This window comes from Actinophytocola sp. (assembly GCF_045807065.1).
Lineage (GTDB): Bacteria > Actinomycetota > Actinomycetes > Mycobacteriales > Pseudonocardiaceae > Actinophytocola.
This window is the reverse complement of sequence record NZ_JBJMIE010000634.1, coordinates 1-16853: the sequence shown is the minus strand read 5'-3', so window position 1 is coordinate 16853 and position 16853 is coordinate 1. Positions and strand designations below refer to the sequence as shown.

15 protein-coding genes are annotated in these 16853 nt (G+C 69.2%); 6 read left to right on the top strand and 9 right to left on the bottom strand.

The features are described 5' to 3' along the window. The 3 genes from ACJ73U_RS36925 to ACJ73U_RS36915 all read right to left on the bottom strand — a co-directional run. Positions 1-925 (bottom strand): group II intron reverse transcriptase/maturase (locus ACJ73U_RS36925; RefSeq protein ID WP_407782400.1); only part of this gene is annotated, 925 nt, incomplete at its 3' end. Positions 926-940: 15 nt separating this feature from the next. Then, positions 941-1561 (bottom strand): reverse transcriptase/maturase family protein, encoded by a 621-nt coding sequence (locus tag ACJ73U_RS36920; protein ID WP_407782399.1) that lies wholly within the window; start codon positions 1559-1561, stop codon positions 941-943. A gap of 520 nt (positions 1562-2081) precedes the next feature. After that, a complete protein-coding gene (locus ACJ73U_RS36915) occupies positions 2082-2912 on the bottom strand; it encodes a helix-turn-helix domain-containing protein (protein WP_407782398.1) in 831 nt (276 codons plus the stop codon). A 215-nt stretch (positions 2913-3127) separates the two neighbouring features. Between ACJ73U_RS36915 and ACJ73U_RS36910 the strand changes: the two genes are divergently transcribed. Together ACJ73U_RS36910 and ACJ73U_RS36905 are read left to right on the top strand one after the other, a co-directional pair. Further along, complete coding sequence (locus ACJ73U_RS36910) at positions 3128-4126, top strand: L-tyrosine/L-tryptophan isonitrile synthase family protein (RefSeq protein WP_407782397.1); 999 nt, start codon at positions 3128-3130, stop codon at positions 4124-4126. Then, positions 4123-4923, top strand: coding sequence for a TauD/TfdA dioxygenase family protein (locus tag ACJ73U_RS36905; RefSeq protein WP_407782396.1), 801 nt, complete (start codon positions 4123-4125; stop codon positions 4921-4923). The genes ACJ73U_RS36910 and ACJ73U_RS36905 overlap by 4 nt, the downstream gene beginning before the upstream one ends. A 292-nt stretch (positions 4924-5215) precedes the next feature. Here the strand turns inward: ACJ73U_RS36905 and ACJ73U_RS36900 are convergent, their stop codons facing one another. Both ACJ73U_RS36900 and ACJ73U_RS36895 read right to left on the bottom strand, forming a co-directional pair. Beyond that, positions 5216-6013, bottom strand: a complete 798-nt coding sequence (locus ACJ73U_RS36900; protein WP_407782395.1) for an SDR family NAD(P)-dependent oxidoreductase — start codon at positions 6011-6013, stop codon at positions 5216-5218. A 15-nt stretch (positions 6014-6028) separates the two neighbouring features. Beyond that, positions 6029-6949 carry an alpha/beta fold hydrolase gene (locus ACJ73U_RS36895; protein WP_407782401.1) on the bottom strand — a complete coding sequence of 307 codons (921 nt, stop codon included), beginning with the start codon at positions 6947-6949 and terminating at the stop codon, positions 6029-6031. Positions 6950-7037: 88 nt separating this feature from the next. Between ACJ73U_RS36895 and ACJ73U_RS36890 the strand changes: the two genes are divergently transcribed. After that, a complete protein-coding gene (locus ACJ73U_RS36890) occupies positions 7038-8033 on the top strand; it encodes a threonine/serine dehydratase (protein WP_407782394.1) in 996 nt (331 codons plus the stop codon). Positions 8034-8045: 12 nt separating this feature from the next. On the opposite strand, the gene ACJ73U_RS36885 is transcribed toward ACJ73U_RS36890, so the two are convergent. After that, positions 8046-9632, bottom strand: a complete 1587-nt coding sequence (locus ACJ73U_RS36885; RefSeq protein ID WP_407782393.1) for a carboxylesterase/lipase family protein — start codon at positions 9630-9632, stop codon at positions 8046-8048. Positions 9633-9752: 120 nt separating this feature from the next. Between ACJ73U_RS36885 and ACJ73U_RS36880 the strand changes: the two genes are divergently transcribed. Then, positions 9753-10925 (top strand): cytochrome P450, encoded by a 1173-nt coding sequence (locus ACJ73U_RS36880; RefSeq protein ID WP_407782392.1) that lies wholly within the window; start codon positions 9753-9755, stop codon positions 10923-10925. A gap of 55 nt (positions 10926-10980) precedes the next feature. Here ACJ73U_RS36880 and ACJ73U_RS36875 read toward each other — a convergent pair whose 3' ends face one another. Continuing rightward, positions 10981-13701 (bottom strand): EAL domain-containing protein, encoded by a 2721-nt coding sequence (locus ACJ73U_RS36875; RefSeq protein ID WP_407782391.1) that lies wholly within the window; start codon positions 13699-13701, stop codon positions 10981-10983. A 139-nt stretch (positions 13702-13840) separates the two neighbouring features. Here ACJ73U_RS36875 and ACJ73U_RS36870 point away from each other — a divergent pair, with 139 nt between their 5' ends. Together ACJ73U_RS36870 and ACJ73U_RS36865 are read left to right on the top strand one after the other, a co-directional pair. Next, the gene (locus ACJ73U_RS36870; protein WP_407782390.1) at positions 13841-14995 is read left to right on the top strand and encodes a beta-ketoacyl synthase N-terminal-like domain-containing protein; all 1155 of its coding nucleotides are present in this window, start codon (positions 13841-13843) and stop codon (positions 14993-14995) included. Between the two features lie 67 nt (positions 14996-15062). After that, the gene (locus tag ACJ73U_RS36865; RefSeq protein WP_407782389.1) at positions 15063-15710 is read left to right on the top strand and encodes a maleylpyruvate isomerase N-terminal domain-containing protein; all 648 of its coding nucleotides are present in this window, start codon (positions 15063-15065) and stop codon (positions 15708-15710) included. Positions 15711-15863: 153 nt separating this feature from the next. Here the strand turns inward: ACJ73U_RS36865 and ACJ73U_RS36860 are convergent, their stop codons facing one another. Together ACJ73U_RS36860 and ACJ73U_RS36855 are read right to left on the bottom strand one after the other, a co-directional pair. Next, a complete protein-coding gene (locus ACJ73U_RS36860; RefSeq protein ID WP_407782388.1) occupies positions 15864-16352 on the bottom strand; it encodes a MarR family winged helix-turn-helix transcriptional regulator in 489 nt (162 codons plus the stop codon). A 129-nt stretch (positions 16353-16481) separates the two neighbouring features. Then, positions 16482-16853: aldo/keto reductase (locus ACJ73U_RS36855; protein WP_407782387.1), on the bottom strand; the 372-nt coding region annotated here is incomplete at its 5' end.

Genomic DNA, 16853 nt, shown 5'->3' with positions numbered 1-16853 from the left:
CCTTGTGGCGGATGATGACCGGAGGTACGACACGATCGACAATGATCGCCTTTTTCTGTCGTTTCAGTGGAATGCCACCGAACCGGGTGGTGAGTGGCGCGCGTCCGTCATCGCGTTCCTTGTTGGCCTCGAAACATTTACGTGGCCCGTGTGGTGTGTCGACGACCGCATCGTACTTGGCTGCCATCTTGGTCACCGTCGAACGGTATTTCCGAGCCAGGGTTCGCAGTAGCGAGGACGCCATGACCCAGTGCACTTTGGTTAGCCGGTAGACATCACCGGCGAGCATGTAGTACTGGGTCAAACCCCGGTATTCAGCTCCGTAGGTGTTGATGATCGCGAGGTCGTCCCGGTTCACCAACTGGGGCCGGAACGCGGGTTTTCCGCGTTTCAAATAAGGGGCGCATTTCGCTTGGACCACCGCGCGAGGCACCCGCAGGCCAATGGCCGCGTTCGCCGACCGTCGTCCTTTCGTGATCTTGTGGTCGCTGTGCTGCACGGTGATCTCGTAGCCGAGAAAACGCGCCGCGCCTGTTCGGGCGTGGGTGATCAAGGTTTTCTCCTGGGACAGTTCCAGCTTGAGGTCTTCACGCAGGAACCGCGCCAGGCGTTGTTTGATCTGTTCGGCTTCGCGTTTCGGTCCGGTGAACCCGAGGAGATGATCGTCGGCGTATCGCACATATCGCAGTCGCCGATACCCCGGATCCTGTGGGTCCGCGCTGGGTAATCGGCGTAACTGCTTGTGGAGTCGGCGCACGGTGTCCCGGTCGCCGTGTCGACGCGCTCGTCTGATCATCACCTCGATGTCAAGATAGGCGCGGTTCCGCGCCCTGTTGACTCCACTGGTGTATTCCGGGATCAACACTGTCTCGACGAAGGTGTCCAGCTTGTCCAGGTAGATATTGGACAGGATCGGTGAGATCACCCCGCCCTGCGGTGCTCAGCTGAGCGTGGCGTTGAACCGCCAGTCCTCCAGGTATCCCGCCTGTAGCATCTGCCGTAGCAGTCTCAGGAACCGATTGTCGTGGATGTTCTCGCCGAGTATCCCGATCATGACCTCGTGGTCGAGTGATCCGAAACAGTCAGCGATGTCACCCTCGATGAACCATGCTGTTCCGCGCCAGGTTCTCCCCACCTCGCTGAGCGCGGTGTGACAGCCCCGGCGGGAACGGAACCCGTGTGAAAGATCGGAGAAACGGGGTTCGTAATACGCCTCCAACAACAGGCGAATCACTTCACCGACCAGTTTGTCCGACCAGGACGGCAAGCCCAGCGGCCGGCGTTTCCCGTTACGTTTGGGGATATACCAGCGCCGCGCGGGTTTGAATCGATAGCGCTCGTGGCGCATCGCATCGGCGATACGGTCGATCACACCCAGATGCATACCGTCCGCGGTTTCCCCGTCGACTCCAGGCGTCATCGCTCCCTTGTTGGAATAAATGCGCCCATAGGCAACCTGATACAACGCGGGGTTGAACAGTTGTCGATACAGCCCACTCAGCGGCAGTCCTCGCCTGCCGCGTTCACGGAGGACATTCAGCACCGTTTCGGCGTTCTGCATTACACATACCTCCCGGCTTCGAATATCCAGTCACCTGACCCCCTTCGCCCTGCGGACGGCGTTACCGTCCTCCTTGGCAGGTCGTGACTCCTGCGACTACTACGGGGCCTCCGTCACCATCGAAACTCGCGTCTCTCAGGTGATCCCATGTTCGTCCTCGTTGTACGTACTAGCGTGACTTAGGCGCCTCACTTATCTCCTTGAATTCCCTCGCTGGGAATCGCTCCACACCCCGAAGGTTGCGCCGATGGAAAGTAAACATCAACGCAGGGCATGGCGTCAGTTTCAGATGTCTTTCTGACGGATGAATCTTTGCATCTCCTGGAGATTGAGGTTCAGGCAATCCAGCTTTCGCCATATCACGCGGGTCCCGCGACACACCATCCCTGACACCTGGACCTGGCTGCCGCTTCACTGGCATGCTGCTGTCCCCTGCACCTTTCGGATTCAGGTAAGCCATTAGACCCAGAAACGTTCCTCCGAGTTCCTCCCAACTCAGCTGGGGATACAACGAGGCGCCTCATGGCGCACACATGCGCGATTGTCCCTCTCCCAGAGCGGTGTCAGCGAGCATCGGCACAACCTCGTGGTAGCTCTGCACGAATTCGGGATCTTCGAGGATCAACCCGCCATCGCAGAGATTCTCCAGGTAGACGATGGTTCGATGTTCGTGGAACTCCATCAAGTGGAACGCTCCGCCGAGGGCGGAGCGCTCGCCGATCACGCTCGGTACGATCCGCAGGGTGACATTGTCCAGTGCGGCAGTCAAGACGAGGTGCAGGAGTTGCTCCTGCATGATCTTTTCGGTGCCGATCCGGAGCCGTAGCGCCTGCTCATGGATGTAGAAGGTGAACGCCGGGGTAGTGGGCAGGTAGAGGATTCGCCGCCGCTCCATCCGGGTGCGAACCGCACCATCCACCCGGCTCTCGTCGATGTTGGGTTTGACCGCCGTGATGAGCGCGCGGGCGTAGTTGGGTGTCTGCAACAGGCCGTGGATCACCTGCGGTTCATAGATGACCGAGTGCTCGGCCGAGGATTCGTGGAAGATCAACGACTGCAGGCTCCCGCCGATCCGCCTGTCCGACAGGTAGTAGCCCTGCTTGCGTTCCGCCTGCCGGGTCAGCTCCAGCAGCGGCTGCGCCTCCCGCAACGTCATCCCGCACATCACCACGTACTGGATCACGTCCGTGGTACTCGACGTGCGCCTGCCGTTCTCCATGCGCGAGATCTTCGTGAGCGGCCATCCCATCTTCCGGGCGAGGCCTCCTTCCGACAGACCCGTCTTCTCCCGTACCCGGCGCAGCATCCCGCCCAGTTCCCGGTAAGCGGCCGACGCGTAACGAATGCCCATGCCGGCAACGCTAGGACTCACGCCGGCGCGAACCTGGGCACGCCGCGCCAGGTCCACCCCATCGGCGCACGTCAGGGTTCTGTTTTCACACCTGGCAACGCGCGGCGAGCGTGAGAATAAACCTCACCACGGGTGAGGTTCCATGATCGCCGGTTACGGTTTTTCCTGGCACGCACGTGACGGGAACACGAAACCAACATGCGATCGGACCGGACATGACCCTTGCCGCAGAAGAGCCAGTCGGCCGGCCACGCGGACTGGCCGAGCAGATCCTCGCGATGACGTTCCGGTTCCGCAGGCTCGCTGACCCCGACGACCCGTGCGGGGACGAGCCGTGTGCCACCTGCTTCGCGGTGCACGAGAAGCGGGTCCTGCGCTTCGTGGAACGCAACGAGCCCGTGCACTTCCTGCTGCCGGCGTTCCCGGCGAAGTCACGCAACCCCGGGAAGGTGCTCGGCGCGCTGCCCGACCTGGGCGAGCGGATCTCCGTCGAGTTCCTGCAGACGTTCTGCGAGCTGGTCAGCCACGTCCACGCCCCCGGCGCGCGGATCCTGATCTGCTCCGACGGCCACGTCTTCGCCGACCTCCTCGGCATCCCGGACGACGACGTCACCGCCTACCGGGCGGAACTGCGGCGGATCATCGACACGCTCGGCAGCGAGGCCGTGGGCCTGTACTCGCTCGACGACGCGCTCGGCTCGGGCGACTACGACGAGATGCGCGCACTGCTCGTCGAGCGCTACGGCACCCCGGTCGAACGGCTCCGCGCGGAGGTGCGCACCGACCTGTCGGCCCGTGCCATGTTCAACGGGATGCACCGGTTCATGGTCGAGGACCACGTGCCGCTCACCCCGGGCACCAGCCGCTCGCAGGTCAGCAAGCAGTGCAAGGAACTGGCCTACCGGATGATCCAGCGCAGCCGCGCCTGGGGCGACCTGGTCGGCGACGTGTTCCCGGACTCGCTGCGGCTGTCGATCCACCCGCAGCACAGCCACGCCGGCAAGATCGGCTTCCACCTCGTCCGCACCAAGGACAACTGGCTCACCCCGTGGCACGGCGTGGTCGTCGACGACGGGCGGAGCGTCACGCTCGTGAAACGCAGCCAGGCCGAGCGCGCCAAGGCGTCGCTGGTCTGGCGGCTTGGCCGGCCGAGCCACTACGTCAACCCGCACGCCGTCAACTCTCACGCCCTACCGGAGGAGAACGCATCATGACCGCGGCGAACGAAATCGTTGCCGAACACGTGGAACCGCGGCCGTTCGGTCGGGTGGTGACCGCGCCGGGCACCGACCTCCGCGACCTCGCGCCGGCCACGATCGAGGAGTGGACGGTCGCGTCGAAGGTGCTGGTGCTCCGCGGGATTCCCTTACTCGACAGGGCGGACCTCATCACCTACGCGCAGAGCTGGGGCGAGGTTCTCACGTGGGACTTCGGCGCCGTGCTCGACCTGGTGGTCGAGGAGGACCCGACGAACTACCTGTTCAGCCGCTCGGACGTGCCGTTCCACTGGGACGGCGCCTTCGCCCGCGCCACCCCGCGGTTCTTCCTGTTCCAGTGCGTGCGGGCGCCCGAGCCCGGCGGTGGCGGCGAGACGGTCTTCTCCGACACCACCGCGGTGCTCCACGCGGCGGGGGAGGACCTCGTGCGGCGCTGGGCGAACACGGAGGTCACCTACCGCACGGAGAAACTGCGCCACTACGGCGGTGAGATCGTCGCCCCGCTCCTGGCGCGGCACTCCGCGACCGGCGAGACCACCATCCGCTACAACGAGCCGCTCGACCCGGCACGCTACCTGAACCCCGTGTGGACGACGGTCGACGGGCTGTCCGACGAGGATGCGGCGCCGTTCCTGGCGGACCTGAGCGCCCGGCTGCACGACCCGGACGTCTGCTACGCGCACGAATGGCGCGACGGCGACATCGTCGTGGTCGACAACCAGGCGCTTCTGCACGGCCGCAACGCGTTCCGCGGCAACTCCTCCCGGCACCTCCAGCGGATCCAGATCCTGTGACCGGTGCCGGCGAGCCGGAACGGGGTGCCCCGTAGCCGCGGCACGAGCCGACCCACGACGAGCGGGCGAGCGCCCACACCCTGACGGACCTGGATCGACGCCGGGGTGCGGGTCACCCACGGGGGCGAGGTCCTGCGCGGCCGTGCGTTCCGACCCGCTGTTCGTCGTGCACGGCCACGCGAACGAAGTGCTTTCGTGCCACCACCCCAGCCCGGGAGGCGGCCGCTCGCCCGGATCTCGTCGCGTTCGGCGCCGCGCCGGCACCGGCGCGCTCAACCGGCGCGAGCCGGTCTCACTCGGCCGAGCCCGGCTCGGACATCTTGCGGTGCGCCGCGGCCTTCACGCTCTCCGGCGTCACCTTGGCCGTACCCGCCATCAGCTTGTTCTTCACCGAACCGGCCACCAGGTGGTCCTTGCCGTTCATGAGCGCCTTGAAGCCCTGCTCGGCCACCTGCGCGGGGTCGTCCTTCTTCGACTGCCCCAGCTTCGTGTCCGTGATGTCGGCGCGCTCGAAGAAGTCGGTGTCGGTCGGCCCCGGCATCAGGGCGGTCACGGTGACACCGGTGTCCTTCAGCTCGTCGCGCAGCGCCTCGGAGAAGGACAGCAGGAACGACTTCGACGCGTTGTAAGTGGCCATGAACGGGCCGGGCTGGGTGGCCGCGATCGACGAGGTGAACAGCACCCGCCCGGCGCCGCGGCCGACCATGTCGCGCACGACGAGCTTGGCCAGGTGCACGGCCGAGCGCACGTTCAGGTCGATCAGTCGCAGGTCGTCGTCGAGGTCGGTCTCCGCGAACGGGCCGCCGACACCGATCCCGGCGTTGATGGCGACGGCGTCCACGGGCCGCCCGGTCGCGATGACCGCCTCGTACAAAGTGGCCACCCCGTCCGCGGTGGACAGGTCGGCCTGGACCGGGGTCACGTGCCCACCGTGGGTGGACAGCTCCCGTGCCGACTCGGCGATCCCCGCGTTCTCCGCGGCGATCACGAGGTCGAAGTCGTGCTGGGCGAACTGCTTGGCCAGCTCGTACCCGATTCCGCTGGACGCTCCGGTCACGACCGCGAGCGCCCGCCCGTTGGCGGTGGTCATCCGGCGAACTCCTTGTCAGTAGGACTTGTCGCCTCCCCGACTACCCCCCAGGGGCGGACGCACACGCTCAGGGGCCAGGAAGTCGCGGAGCGCCCGGGCCAGGTCCTCGGGGGCGTCCTCGGCCATGTGGTGCCCCGACTCGACCGTGGCGCCCCGCAGGTCGGTGGTCCACGGGCGCCAGACCGCGAGCACGTCGCCGTAGAGGTCCCCGAGGTCGTCCCGCGTGCTCCACAGCACCTGCGTCGGGCAGGCGACGCGCCGCCCGGCCGCCCGGTCGGCGTCGTCGTGCGCCCGGTCGATGCCCAGCCCGGCGCGGTAGTCCTCCAGCATCGCGCGCACGGTCGCCGGGTCGTGGATCGCCCGGCGGAAGTCGGCGAAGTTCTCCTCGCCCATGCGTTCCGGGGTGTTGCGGGTCCCGACCCGGTACCAGGCGTCCGGGTCCGCGCCGATCACCCGCTCCGGAGTGTCCGGCTGGGCGAAGAAGAACCAGTGGAACCACTCGCGCGCGAAGCGGGCGTCGCACCGGGCGAGGGCCTCACCGATGGGGACGGAGTCGAGCACGGAGAGGGCGCTCACGTGGTCCGGGTGGTCCAGTGCCAGCCGCAGCGCCACGTAGCTGCCGCGGTCGTGCCCGGCCACCGCGAACCGGTCGTGGCCCAGCTCCCGCATGAGCCCGACCATGTCGTCTGCCATGGCCCGCTTCGAGTACGGCGCGTGGTCGTCGGTGGTGGGGACCTTGGTCGACTCCCCGTAACCACGCAGGTCCGGACAGACCACGGTGTGCTCGCCGGCCAGCAGCGGCGCGACCCGGTGCCATGTCGTGTGCGTGCGCGGGTGGCCGTGGAGCAACAGCAGCGCGGGACCGTCGCCGCCGTGCCGCACCCGCAACGTGACCTCGCCGACGGTGATCCGAGCCAGGGTGAAGTCGTCGAACATGATCACGGAATGCACCAGGCGCGTTCGTCCGAAACCTTCGGCTCCCAGCGCTCCTGAGCGACCGGGGTGGGAACTACACTGCGCCGGCGTGCAGGGAACGCGTCTCGACATCGCCCGGATCCAGGCGGCTCGGCGGGTGATCGACCCGATCTTCCTCGACACCCCGCTCTACCGCTGCGAGGCGCTGGAGCCCGGCCTCGGGTGCGCGGTGAGCGTCAAGCTCGAAACGGCGAACCCGGTCCGCAGCTTCAAGGGCCGCGGCACCGAGCTGGTCGCGAGCCTGCTCGCCGGGAACGGCTCGCGAGCCGTGGTGTGCGCCAGCGCGGGCAACCTCGGCCAGGCCCTCGCGTGGTCCGCCCGCGGCCGCCGGCTCGACGTCACCGTCGTGGCGTCCCGCTCCGCGCCCGCGGTCAAGCTCGACCGCATCCGCGCGTTGGGCGCCACGCTGGAGCTGGTGGACGGCGACCACGAGTTGGCCCGCGACCGGGCGGCGGCCATCGCGCGGCACGACGGCATTCGGCTGCTCGAGGACAGCCTGGACATCGAGACGTGCGAGGGCGCGGCGACCATCGGCCTGGAACTGGTCGACGCGCTCCCCTCGTTCGACGCCGTCCTGATCGCACTCGGCGGCGGGGCGCTGGCCACCGGCGTGGGTCACGTGCTCAAGGCGCGGGCGCCCGAGGTCGAGGTGATCTGCGTCCAACCCCTGGGCGCACCCGCGATGACACGCTCCTGGCACGAACGCCGCGTCATCACCACCGACTCGACCGATACCATCGCCGACGGCGTCGCCGGCCGCCGCCCCATTCCGGCCGTCCTGGACGACCTCCTCCTCATTGCCGACGACGCGGTCCTGGTGCGGGAGGCGTCGATCACCACCGGTATGCGGATGCTCCTCCACCACGCCGGCCTCGTCGTCGAACCGTCGGCCGCGCTCGGCGTCGCCGCCATCCTCGAGGACCGCGACCGCTTCGCCGGCCGGCACGTGGTCACCATCGTCTGCGGCAGCAACGTCGACCTGGACGCCTACCACCGCTGGATCGGCGCGACGGTACCCGTGCGGGCCGGCGAGCGGGCTTCGTGAGGTGGCGTGGAACTACGGCGCCGGCCTGGCCGTCGCGCTCCGCGCCGCGTGGTCGGCGGTCACCGCGGGGGTGAGCCCGGCCCAGAAGGCGCACCGGTGGTCGGCGGCGAACCCGGTCTCGACCGTGGGCCGGGGCGGCACGAACGACTCCAGCCGCTGGGTGTCGGCGCGGTATCGCGGCCAGCCCCGCGGCGCACCGGACGCGGCGAAGGACGTCCAGCCCTGGCGCATGGCGGCGGCCAGCCGCTCCTGCTCGGGTGCGAGCGGCCCGCCGATGGGCAGCCCGAACAGGTACTTCAGCTCGCTGGCGTGGAAGGCACCCGTCGGGAAGCTCACCGGAGGCAGGAGCGACGGCGCGTTCTCGTCGTTGAACTCGTACCCGTAGGTGGGCACGTACCGCGAGGCGGTGTTGTCCACGGTCAGCGCCGGACAGGCGAAGATCGCGTCGGTGCCGAGCGCGCCGAGCGCCACCGCGGGGCTGGAATAGTCGCCGAGTGGGTACTCCGCGGCGATGGCCGCCGCGGTCTGCGCCGGCACCCCGAGCGTCGCCGAGATCATGGCGAGGTAGTTGCCGGCGGTCACGGGATTCCCGGCCAGCTCGTTGGACGCGACGAACAACCGCCACTCGTCGTGCGTGCTGCCGTTGATGACCGGCACCCTGGCGAACTGTCCGGTGGACAGCGCCGGCCCGATCGACCGGGTGAGCACCCGGCCGTCGATGTTGGGCACGTACCCGCTGCCCTGGCGGGCGAGCAGCGTGGTCACGGGCACGGTACGCAGGCAGGCGGCGGACTGGTCGGCACACCCGACCGAGGCGGCGAACGCCTGCCCCTGCGCCTCGGCGTCGGCCAGCGACGGTTCGGTCAGGGCGTAGGCGCCGCTCTGCACGACGGCCCGGTCGAACAGCCCGCGCGACGCGGGGGAGACGAGGTGGGAGAGCACGCTCAGCCCACCGGCGGACTCCCCGAAGATCGTGACGTTGCCCGGGTCGCCGCCGAAGCGGGCGGCGTTGCGGGACACCCACCGCAGGGCCGCCTGCTGGTCCATCAGCCCGTAGTCGCCGGCCGGGCCGCCGGGCGCCCCGGCGAAGGCCGGATGCGCGAGGAACCCGAGCGCCCCGAGCCGGTAGTTGATGGTCACGACGACCACGCCGTTGTGCACCAACCGCGTCGGGTCGTAGATGTCACCCGAACCAGTGACCAGGCTTCCGCCGTGGATCCACACCATCACGGGCCGGTGCCGAGCCGGGGTGGCCGGCGTGGTGACGTTGAGGTAGAGGCAGTCCTCGTTGACACTGGGCGCTCCGAACCCGCCCGCCGGCTGCGGACAGGCCGACCCGGCTTCGTCGGCGTCACGCACCCCGGCCCACGGGGCGGCGGGCCGTGGCGGCTGCCACCGCAACGCCCCGACCGGCGGCGCGGCGTAGGGAATGCCGAGGAACTGGTCGTTGCCGGCGGCCGTCACGCCGCGAACGAGCCCGCCCGTGGTGGCCACCACGGGCGCGTGGGAGGCGGGACTGGCGTCCGCCGTACCGGTGAAAGTCGTGGCCATGGCGATCGCGATGGCCACGAGCCCTCGAACAGCCGTTGCAGGAGACATCGTGGGTTCCTTCCCCAGAGACCGTCATCCACCCTGGCACTCCATCCGGGTGATCGGAAGGCCCAGCTGCCCCGACCTGTTGTTCACTACACAATGGGCACTCGCGCGCGGAGGTCGACGATGAGCAGATCCGTCCCCGAGATCCTCGAGAACATCGACCTCTACGCGGACGACCAGGTGGACCACCTGCTGGACGCCCTGGCGGTCGCCAGAACCGAATGCCCGATCCGGCACACCACCGCGGACGGCGGCTACTACGTGATCACCCGGTACGAGGACGTCCGCACGGTGTGTGAGAACCCGGAGTTGTTCAGCTCGGCACAACCGGCGCTGCGAGGAGTCCCGGTCCGCATCATCCCGGTCGACTCCGACCCACCCGAACACCGCCATTTCCGCGCCTTCCTCAACCACTACTTCTCCCGCACGTTCCTGCTCCGCCACGAGGAACAGATGCGAAAGATCGCCAGAACGGCCATCGCCGCCTTTCTCGACAGGGGCGAACTGGACGTGGTCCGCGACTACGCGATTCCCTTCAGCGCGGGCTCACTGGCACGCGTCGTCTTCGCCACCGACAACCAGGACCTGGTCCAACGCGGCGTGGCGGCGGTGAACAGGGTGGCGGTGGAAAGCACCCCGGAGACGTTCCAACGGGTGGCCGAACTAGCCATGGAAGCCATGGCGGAAGTAGAGAACGCGGCGCAGGAGCGGGAAGACGTCCTGGCCGCCCTGACGACGGCAGAGTTCGACGGCCGCCCCCTGACGGTCGAGGAACGCCTGGGCATAGTCACCGCACTGTTGCTCGGCGGCCTGGACACCACCCGCGGCATGATCGTCCACATAGCCCACCACCTGGCGACCCGCCCAGGCGTGGAACGGGTCCTACGCACACCCGACTGGTGGCGCAATCCCCTGGACGAGTTCCTCCGCTACCAGACAACGGTGTCCTTCATGGCAAGGGTGGTGACGAAGGACACCGAACTGTCCGGCGTACCGCTGCGAAAGGGCGACCGCCTGGCCGTCCACTTCTACTCGGCCAACCGCGACCCCAACCGCTTCGACCACCCGGACGAGCTGGACCTCACCCGCCCCAGCAAACCGAACGCGGCCTTCGGCATGGGCATCCACCGCTGCCTGGGCCAACACTTCGCCAGAATCCAACTGGCAACGGCATTCGAGGAACTACTGACAAGGACAACGAACTTCCGCCTGAAGGAGGGCCAGGAGATCCGCCGCATGGCCGGCGTCCCACTGGGCACCCCACAACAACTGTGGCTGACCTTCGACAAACGCTGACCCGGTCCCGAAACCGAGATGGCCAGGGCACCCCTAGCCCCCCGGAACACCAAACCTAAAGAGCAAGATTCAAGGAGCCGGCCGGCACCGGACGCCCAAGATAGAACCCCTGCGCGGCATCACACTCGAGCTCCCGCAGAACCTCGAACTGCCGCGAGTTCTCGACCCCCTCCGCGACAACACTCAAATCCACCGCATGAGCCATGGCGATGATACTCCGCAAAATAGCCTCAGCATTCTTGAAATCAGCGGCATCCCCCAACCGGGCGGTGAACGTCTGGTCGATCTTGAGCATGTCCAACGGCAGCGTCAACAACTGCGCCAACGAGGAGTACCCGGTCCCGAAGTCATCGATGGCCAACCGAGCCCCCAACTCCCGCAACGCGTTCAACGTCCGTGCGGCGCTGACGGGATCCCGCATGATCGCGGACTCGGTGATCTCCAGGCACAACGCGCCGGTGGGCAACCCGGTCGCCTCGGTGGCCGCCCCGACGGCACGGACCAACCGGTCGTGATCCAGCTGCCGCACGGAGACGTTGACAGTCAACCCGAGGTCGGGATGGCGAGCCCGCAACTCGATGATCTCCGCGATGGCCACCCGCAACACGTGCTCACCGAGAAGATTGATCAGGTCGCTCTCCTCGGCGAGCGGGATGAACTCCCCGGGAGAGATGGAACCGAACCGCGGATGCGTCCACCGAGCCAACCCCTCGACCGCGGTCGCCCGCCCGCTGCGCAGGTCCACGATCGGCTGGTAGGCCAACCACAGCTGACCCTCCCGCGGCGCCGCGCGCAGGTCCTGCTCCAACCGCATCCGCCGCTGGCTGCGCTCCCGCAGCTCGACGTCGAAGAACGCGTGCTGCCCGCGCCCCTGCGTCTTCGCGTGGTACATCGCCAGGTCGGCGTCGGACAGCAACGCCTCACCGTCGCGCGGGTCGTCCGGGCCGGCGATCACGATCCCGATGCTCGCGTCGAGGTGCAGGCTGCGACCGTCGACGACGACCGGCCGGTTCAGCTCGGCGCGGATGTGTGCGGCGAGCCCCTGGGCGCTGTCCGCGCTGGCGACCCCGTGGGAGATCACCGCGAACTCGTCGCCACCCAGACGGCCGACGACGTCACTCCTTCGGGTGCCGTCGCGCAGTCGTTCGCCGACGATCTGCAACACCTTGTCACCGACGCTGTGCCCCAGCGAGTCGTTGATGACCTTGAACTTGTCGAGGTCGATGAACAGCACCGCGGTGGCGCCGGACCGGCCGACCCGGTTCGCGTGGCTGAGCTGTTCGATCGCGACGGTCCGGTTGACCAGCCCGGTCAACGCGTCGTGGGTGGCCTCGTGCTCGCGGCGCCCCTCGATCATCCTGCGCTCGGTGATGTCGCTGAACGAGATGACCACGGTCGCGGGCAGGCCCTCGTCGGGGTTGAGCGCCCGGCAGCTCATCGACATCCACACCCGCGTCCCGTCCGGACGCGCGGCGCACACGATCTGCCCGTTGCGCGGCTCGCCGGTGGTCCGGGTGTGCACGGTCGGGTACCGCTCCGGCGGGATGCGGGTGCCGTCCTCGTCGTACAGCTCGGCCAGCGAGCTCGGCGCGCCGAGCGTCTCCTTCTCGTTGATGCCGAGGATGCGTTCCGCGGCCGGGTTGACCGACTCGACCTCGCCGTTCGAGGCGATGACGATCACACCCTCCTCGATGGCCGCGACCACGGTGGTGAAGTACTGCTCCGCCCGCCGCCGCGCGGTCTCGTCGGCGCAGATCAGCACGTAGCCGTCGGGCATCCGGGCGACCGAGACGCGGACGGCGAGCGGCCGGCCGCTGGCGTCGCGGTGGTCGGCCTGCGCGACACCGCCCACCTCCAGCACGGTGGCGGGGTCCAGCGCGGCGCCGACCAGCTCCTCGATCGGCCGGCCGATGGCCTCGGCCGCGCAGTGGCCGTAGATGCTCTCGGCCGCCGGGTTCCAGCTGGTCACCGTCCCGGTCGCGGTGGTCGCGACGAGCGCGTCGCTGACGTGCGCGACCAACGCGGCCTGGTAGTGCAACGCGGCCGCCGCGGCCTTCTGCGCGCTGACGTCCCGCATGATCACCTGGTAGGCAGGTCTGCCCTCCCAGGTGGTGCGCACGGAGACGGACTCGATGTCGAGGACGCCGCCGTCGAGGCGCTGGAGCGCGACCTCGGTCGTCTCGGTGACCGCGCCCGGCTCGGTCAGCTCGGCGATGCGCTCCAGCATGGCCGCGACGGAGTCGGTGTGGACGAAGTCGGTGATCGGCCTGCCGATCAGGTCGGCGGTGGACGAGGCACGCACGAACCGCACGGCGGCCGGGTTCGCGTACACCAGCGTCCCCGCCTCGTGCACGACGATGCCGTCCGGGCTCAGGTCGACCAGCAGCCGGTACCGGTCGGTGAGGTCGGAGAGCTCCTGCCGCTCCGTGCGCCGACCGGTCACGTTCGTGACCACACCGACGAGCCGCCGGCGACCCTCGTGGCTGGTGAGCCTGGCGCGGAACTGCAGCCACCGGACGGTGCCGTCCGCCCCCTCGCACGGCTGCTCCAGGTCGAACTCCTCCCACACCGGCGCGCTGCGCGCGGTGAGGGCCAGCGGGGCGACCAGAGCGGACACCCGGTCGTGGAGCGCGTCCGCCGCCAGGCCCGTCATCTCCGCCATGCCGGTCGTCCACGTCAGTTCGTCCGTGGCGAGGTCGAGTGACCAGGCGACCGCGGCGCCGACCGACAGCGCCAAATCGACCAGCAGCTCGGGAGAGGCGTCCGCCTCCGCCATGAGCTGATGGAAGTCATGGCGTCCTGGCCCCATGTTCTGTCCAATCCGTCGCGTGCGGCCACTGTGGATATTTCAACTGCCGGAATTCATCCGAGTTACGATTGATACACGAGGTCCGCGAGTGGAGGGGGACCGGGGCATGGTCGCGCAACGGGTCGGAATCCACGGGATCGGCGTCGTCAGCGGCTACGGCTGGGGCCGCGAACTCCTGTGGGACGGGCTTGTCGCCGGCAAGCCCGCGGCCGTCGCCACGTGCGACGAGTCCGGTGAGACCATGTGGCTGGCCCGGGTGCCGCGGGGCGGCAGCCCGAGCGACGGGCCCAGCCGGTTCGCCAGGGCCATGCGCGCGGCGGCCCGTGAGGCGATCGAGGACGCGCGTGGTCGCGGCTGGCGTCCCGGCCCGAGGGTGGGCCTGCTGCACGCGATCGTGCTTGGCGAGGTCGACCTCTGGCGGGAGTTCTACACCGCACACGACGGCGAGCTGCCGTCCCGGCAGTACCTGGCGCTGATGCCGTCCACGCCGATGTCCACGCTCATGCAGGAACACGGCTTCCACGGGCCGGCCATGGCGGTCTCCGCCATGTGCGCGTCCGGCAACGCCGGGCTGATCACCGCCAAGGCCTGGTTGGACGCGGGAATCGTCGACGACGTGGTCTTCGTGGCCACGGACCTGTCGCTCATCCCGGAGAACGTCCGGCATTTCGTCCGACTGGGTGTCGCGGTGACGACGATGGAGCCGCTCGAGGCGTGCCGCCCGTTCCAGGAGGGCAGTCACGGCTTCGTGATGGGCGAGGCGTCGGTGTCGTTCGTGCTGTCGGCGCGGGAGGGCCGCCCCTACGCCCACACGCTGGGCGGGGCCATGTCGCACGACGCGCACCACGTGACCTCGATCGAGCCGTCGCTCACCGCGATCTTCGCGTGTGTGCGCGACGCGCTCGCCAACGCGGGGGTGCCGGCGTCGCAGGTGCGGTACTTCAACGCGCACGGGCCGGGTACCGCCCAGTGCGACCGCGCGGAGGCGACCGTGGTGGAGCGGCTGTTCCCGCCGGAGGTCGGCGTGTACTCGGTCAAGCCGCTCACGGGCCACTGCCAGGGCGCCGCGTCCGCCATCGAGGTCGCGGTGGCCGCGCTCGGCTACGACCGGGGGCTGATCCCCGCCCCGCCGATCGTGGCGCCCGCGCACCCGCGGCTCTTCGACGGACCGACGCCGGTCAGCGGCGGCATCACGGTCAAGTCGTCGATCGGGATGGGCGGCCACAATTCCGCGGTCGTGCTGGCCGCGCCCGTCTCCTAGGGCAGCTTCCCCTGACGGTACGGGCATTTCCCGGCCCCGCCCCGTCCCGGCCGAACACAATTGCTCCATGGGGAGAGAATTCGGTATTTCGCGGTCCGCGTACCGCAATTCGGACCGAGATACGTTGGCGGCGTTGTGGCGTTGCTGGCACGAGGCCGGGCTGAGCATGCCGCCGGGTCGTTGGACGGCGCCGACCGGGCTGGGGGAGTGGACCGTTCGCGAGCTGTACGCGCATGTCGGCCGTGGCGTGTGGACGCTGGCCGACCTCATCTCCCAGCCGCCGCACGGCCGTGCTGCGGACCTGCCCGACGCCGCGGGCTACTTCGCGACCCTGCGCGCACTGGGCGCGGCGGGCGCGGCCCAGGTGGCGCAGACGGCGTCGGCATGGGCCGGGGCACGCACCGACGACGTCCTGGTAGACGCGTTCGACGTGCCGGCCGAGAAGGTCCTCGCCGCGCTACCGGCGGCCAGGAACACGGTCGTGCGGGGCGTCGCCGGCACGGTCCGGGTCGCCGACTACGCGGTGACCCGCATCGTCGAGGCCACTGTCCACCTGCTGGACCTGCGGGACGTGGCGCCGCACGCGAGCGCGCCGCCGCCCGAGGCGTTGCGCCGCGCCGTCGACGTCCTGACCGATCTGAGCCCGCCGGTCGACCTCATCCGGCTCGCGACCGGCCGGCCCGTCGCGGCGCCGGTGTATCCCGTACTCACCTGAAGGGTCACCGCCGCACGTCCACGGGCGGGCGGACGAGACCCGGTACCTCATCGACGGCACCGTCGAGTACACAGTGGACGGTGTGCCGGGGTGATGCACCTGCCGAGGGGTCTGGCGCACCGGTTCGAGGTGACCTTCACCGCCCGCCGCGCGTCACCGTTCGGTGTGCGGCGCGAAGTCCTCGGGTTTCATGGCGAGCAGGTCCTCGACGTACCGGCGCAGCAACCGGTCCAGCTCGCCGAGGTCGCGGTCGCTCCACTCGGCGAAGGCGGCCGCGTTGAGGCGGTGCCGTGCCGCGTCGAGTGCGTCGGTGACGCGCCGGCCCGCGCTGGCGAGCACCGCCTCGTTGACGCGGCGGTCCACGGGGCTCGGCCGGCGCTCGATCAGCCCCATCTCGGCGAGCTTGGCCACCTGCCGGCTCACCGTCGTGTAGTCGCGCCCGGCCCGATCGGCCAGCTCGCCGACGCCGATCGGGCCGAACCGCTGGATACCCACGAGCAGCGGGAAGAGCGCGCGGTCGAGCGTGACCCCCGCCTCGGCGAGGAGGACGTCGTCGCGCTGGGGCAGGTTGATGAGCGCGATCAGGTCGACGATCGACTCGTGCAGGTGCCGCATCGCGACCTGCCGCCGCCTGCTGGTCATGCCACCTCCGTCAGTCGCGTGCCGGCAGCACTTGTGGCGCGGGCAGTCTTCCACCCTGCCTTGCGCCGGGCAACGACGGTCAACCCTGATGCGTGTATCCCGCACGCATCAGGGTATCGCGGTGGCCGGTCAGCTCCTCGTCAGCGCCGCCACCTCGGCCGGGGCCAGCGCGATGCCCGCCGCCGCCACGTTCTCCTCCAGGTGGGAGACGGTGCCGGTGCCGGGGATCGGCAGGATCGACGGTGACCGGGCCAGCAGCCAGGCCAGCACGATCTGCCGCGGCGTGGCGTTGTGCCGCTGGGCGACCTCCTCCACCGCCGTCCGCGCCAGCTCCTGGATCGGCGCCCACGGCAGGAACACCAGCTGCTCCTGCTCGCACAGGTCCACGAGCGACTCCGACCGGCGGTCGGACAGGTTGTAGCGGTTCTGGATCGACACGATGGCGGTCAGCGCCTGCGCCCGCCGCAGCTCGTCCTCGGTCATGTTGGACACGCCGATGTG

Coding starts and splice junctions, on each gene's coding strand:
- ACJ73U_RS36900 (WP_407782395.1), bottom strand. CDS start 6,013: ATGACCACCGCCAACGGGCGGGCGCTCGCGGTCGTGACCGGAGCGTCC.
- ACJ73U_RS36860 (WP_407782388.1), bottom strand. CDS start 16,352: ATGACCAGCAGGCGGCGGCAGGTCGCGATGCGGCACCTGCACGAGTCG.
- ACJ73U_RS36905 (WP_407782396.1), top strand. CDS start 4,123: ATGACCGCGGCGAACGAAATCGTTGCCGAACACGTGGAACCGCGGCCG.
- ACJ73U_RS36875 (WP_407782391.1), bottom strand. CDS start 13,701: ATGGCGGAGGCGGACGCCTCTCCCGAGCTGCTGGTCGATTTGGCGCTG.
- ACJ73U_RS36865 (WP_407782389.1), top strand. CDS start 15,063: ATGGGGAGAGAATTCGGTATTTCGCGGTCCGCGTACCGCAATTCGGAC.
- ACJ73U_RS36915 (WP_407782398.1), bottom strand. CDS start 2,912: ATGGGCATTCGTTACGCGTCGGCCGCTTACCGGGAACTGGGCGGGATG.
- ACJ73U_RS36870 (WP_407782390.1), top strand. CDS start 13,841: ATGGTCGCGCAACGGGTCGGAATCCACGGGATCGGCGTCGTCAGCGGC.
- ACJ73U_RS36880 (WP_407782392.1), top strand. CDS start 9,753: ATGAGCAGATCCGTCCCCGAGATCCTCGAGAACATCGACCTCTACGCG.
- ACJ73U_RS36895 (WP_407782401.1), bottom strand. CDS start 6,949: ATGTTCGACGACTTCACCCTGGCTCGGATCACCGTCGGCGAGGTCACG.
- ACJ73U_RS36920 (WP_407782399.1), bottom strand. CDS start 1,561: ATGCAGAACGCCGAAACGGTGCTGAATGTCCTCCGTGAACGCGGCAGG.
- ACJ73U_RS36885 (WP_407782393.1), bottom strand. CDS start 9,632: ATGTCTCCTGCAACGGCTGTTCGAGGGCTCGTGGCCATCGCGATCGCC.
- ACJ73U_RS36910 (WP_407782397.1), top strand. CDS start 3,128: ATGACCCTTGCCGCAGAAGAGCCAGTCGGCCGGCCACGCGGACTGGCC.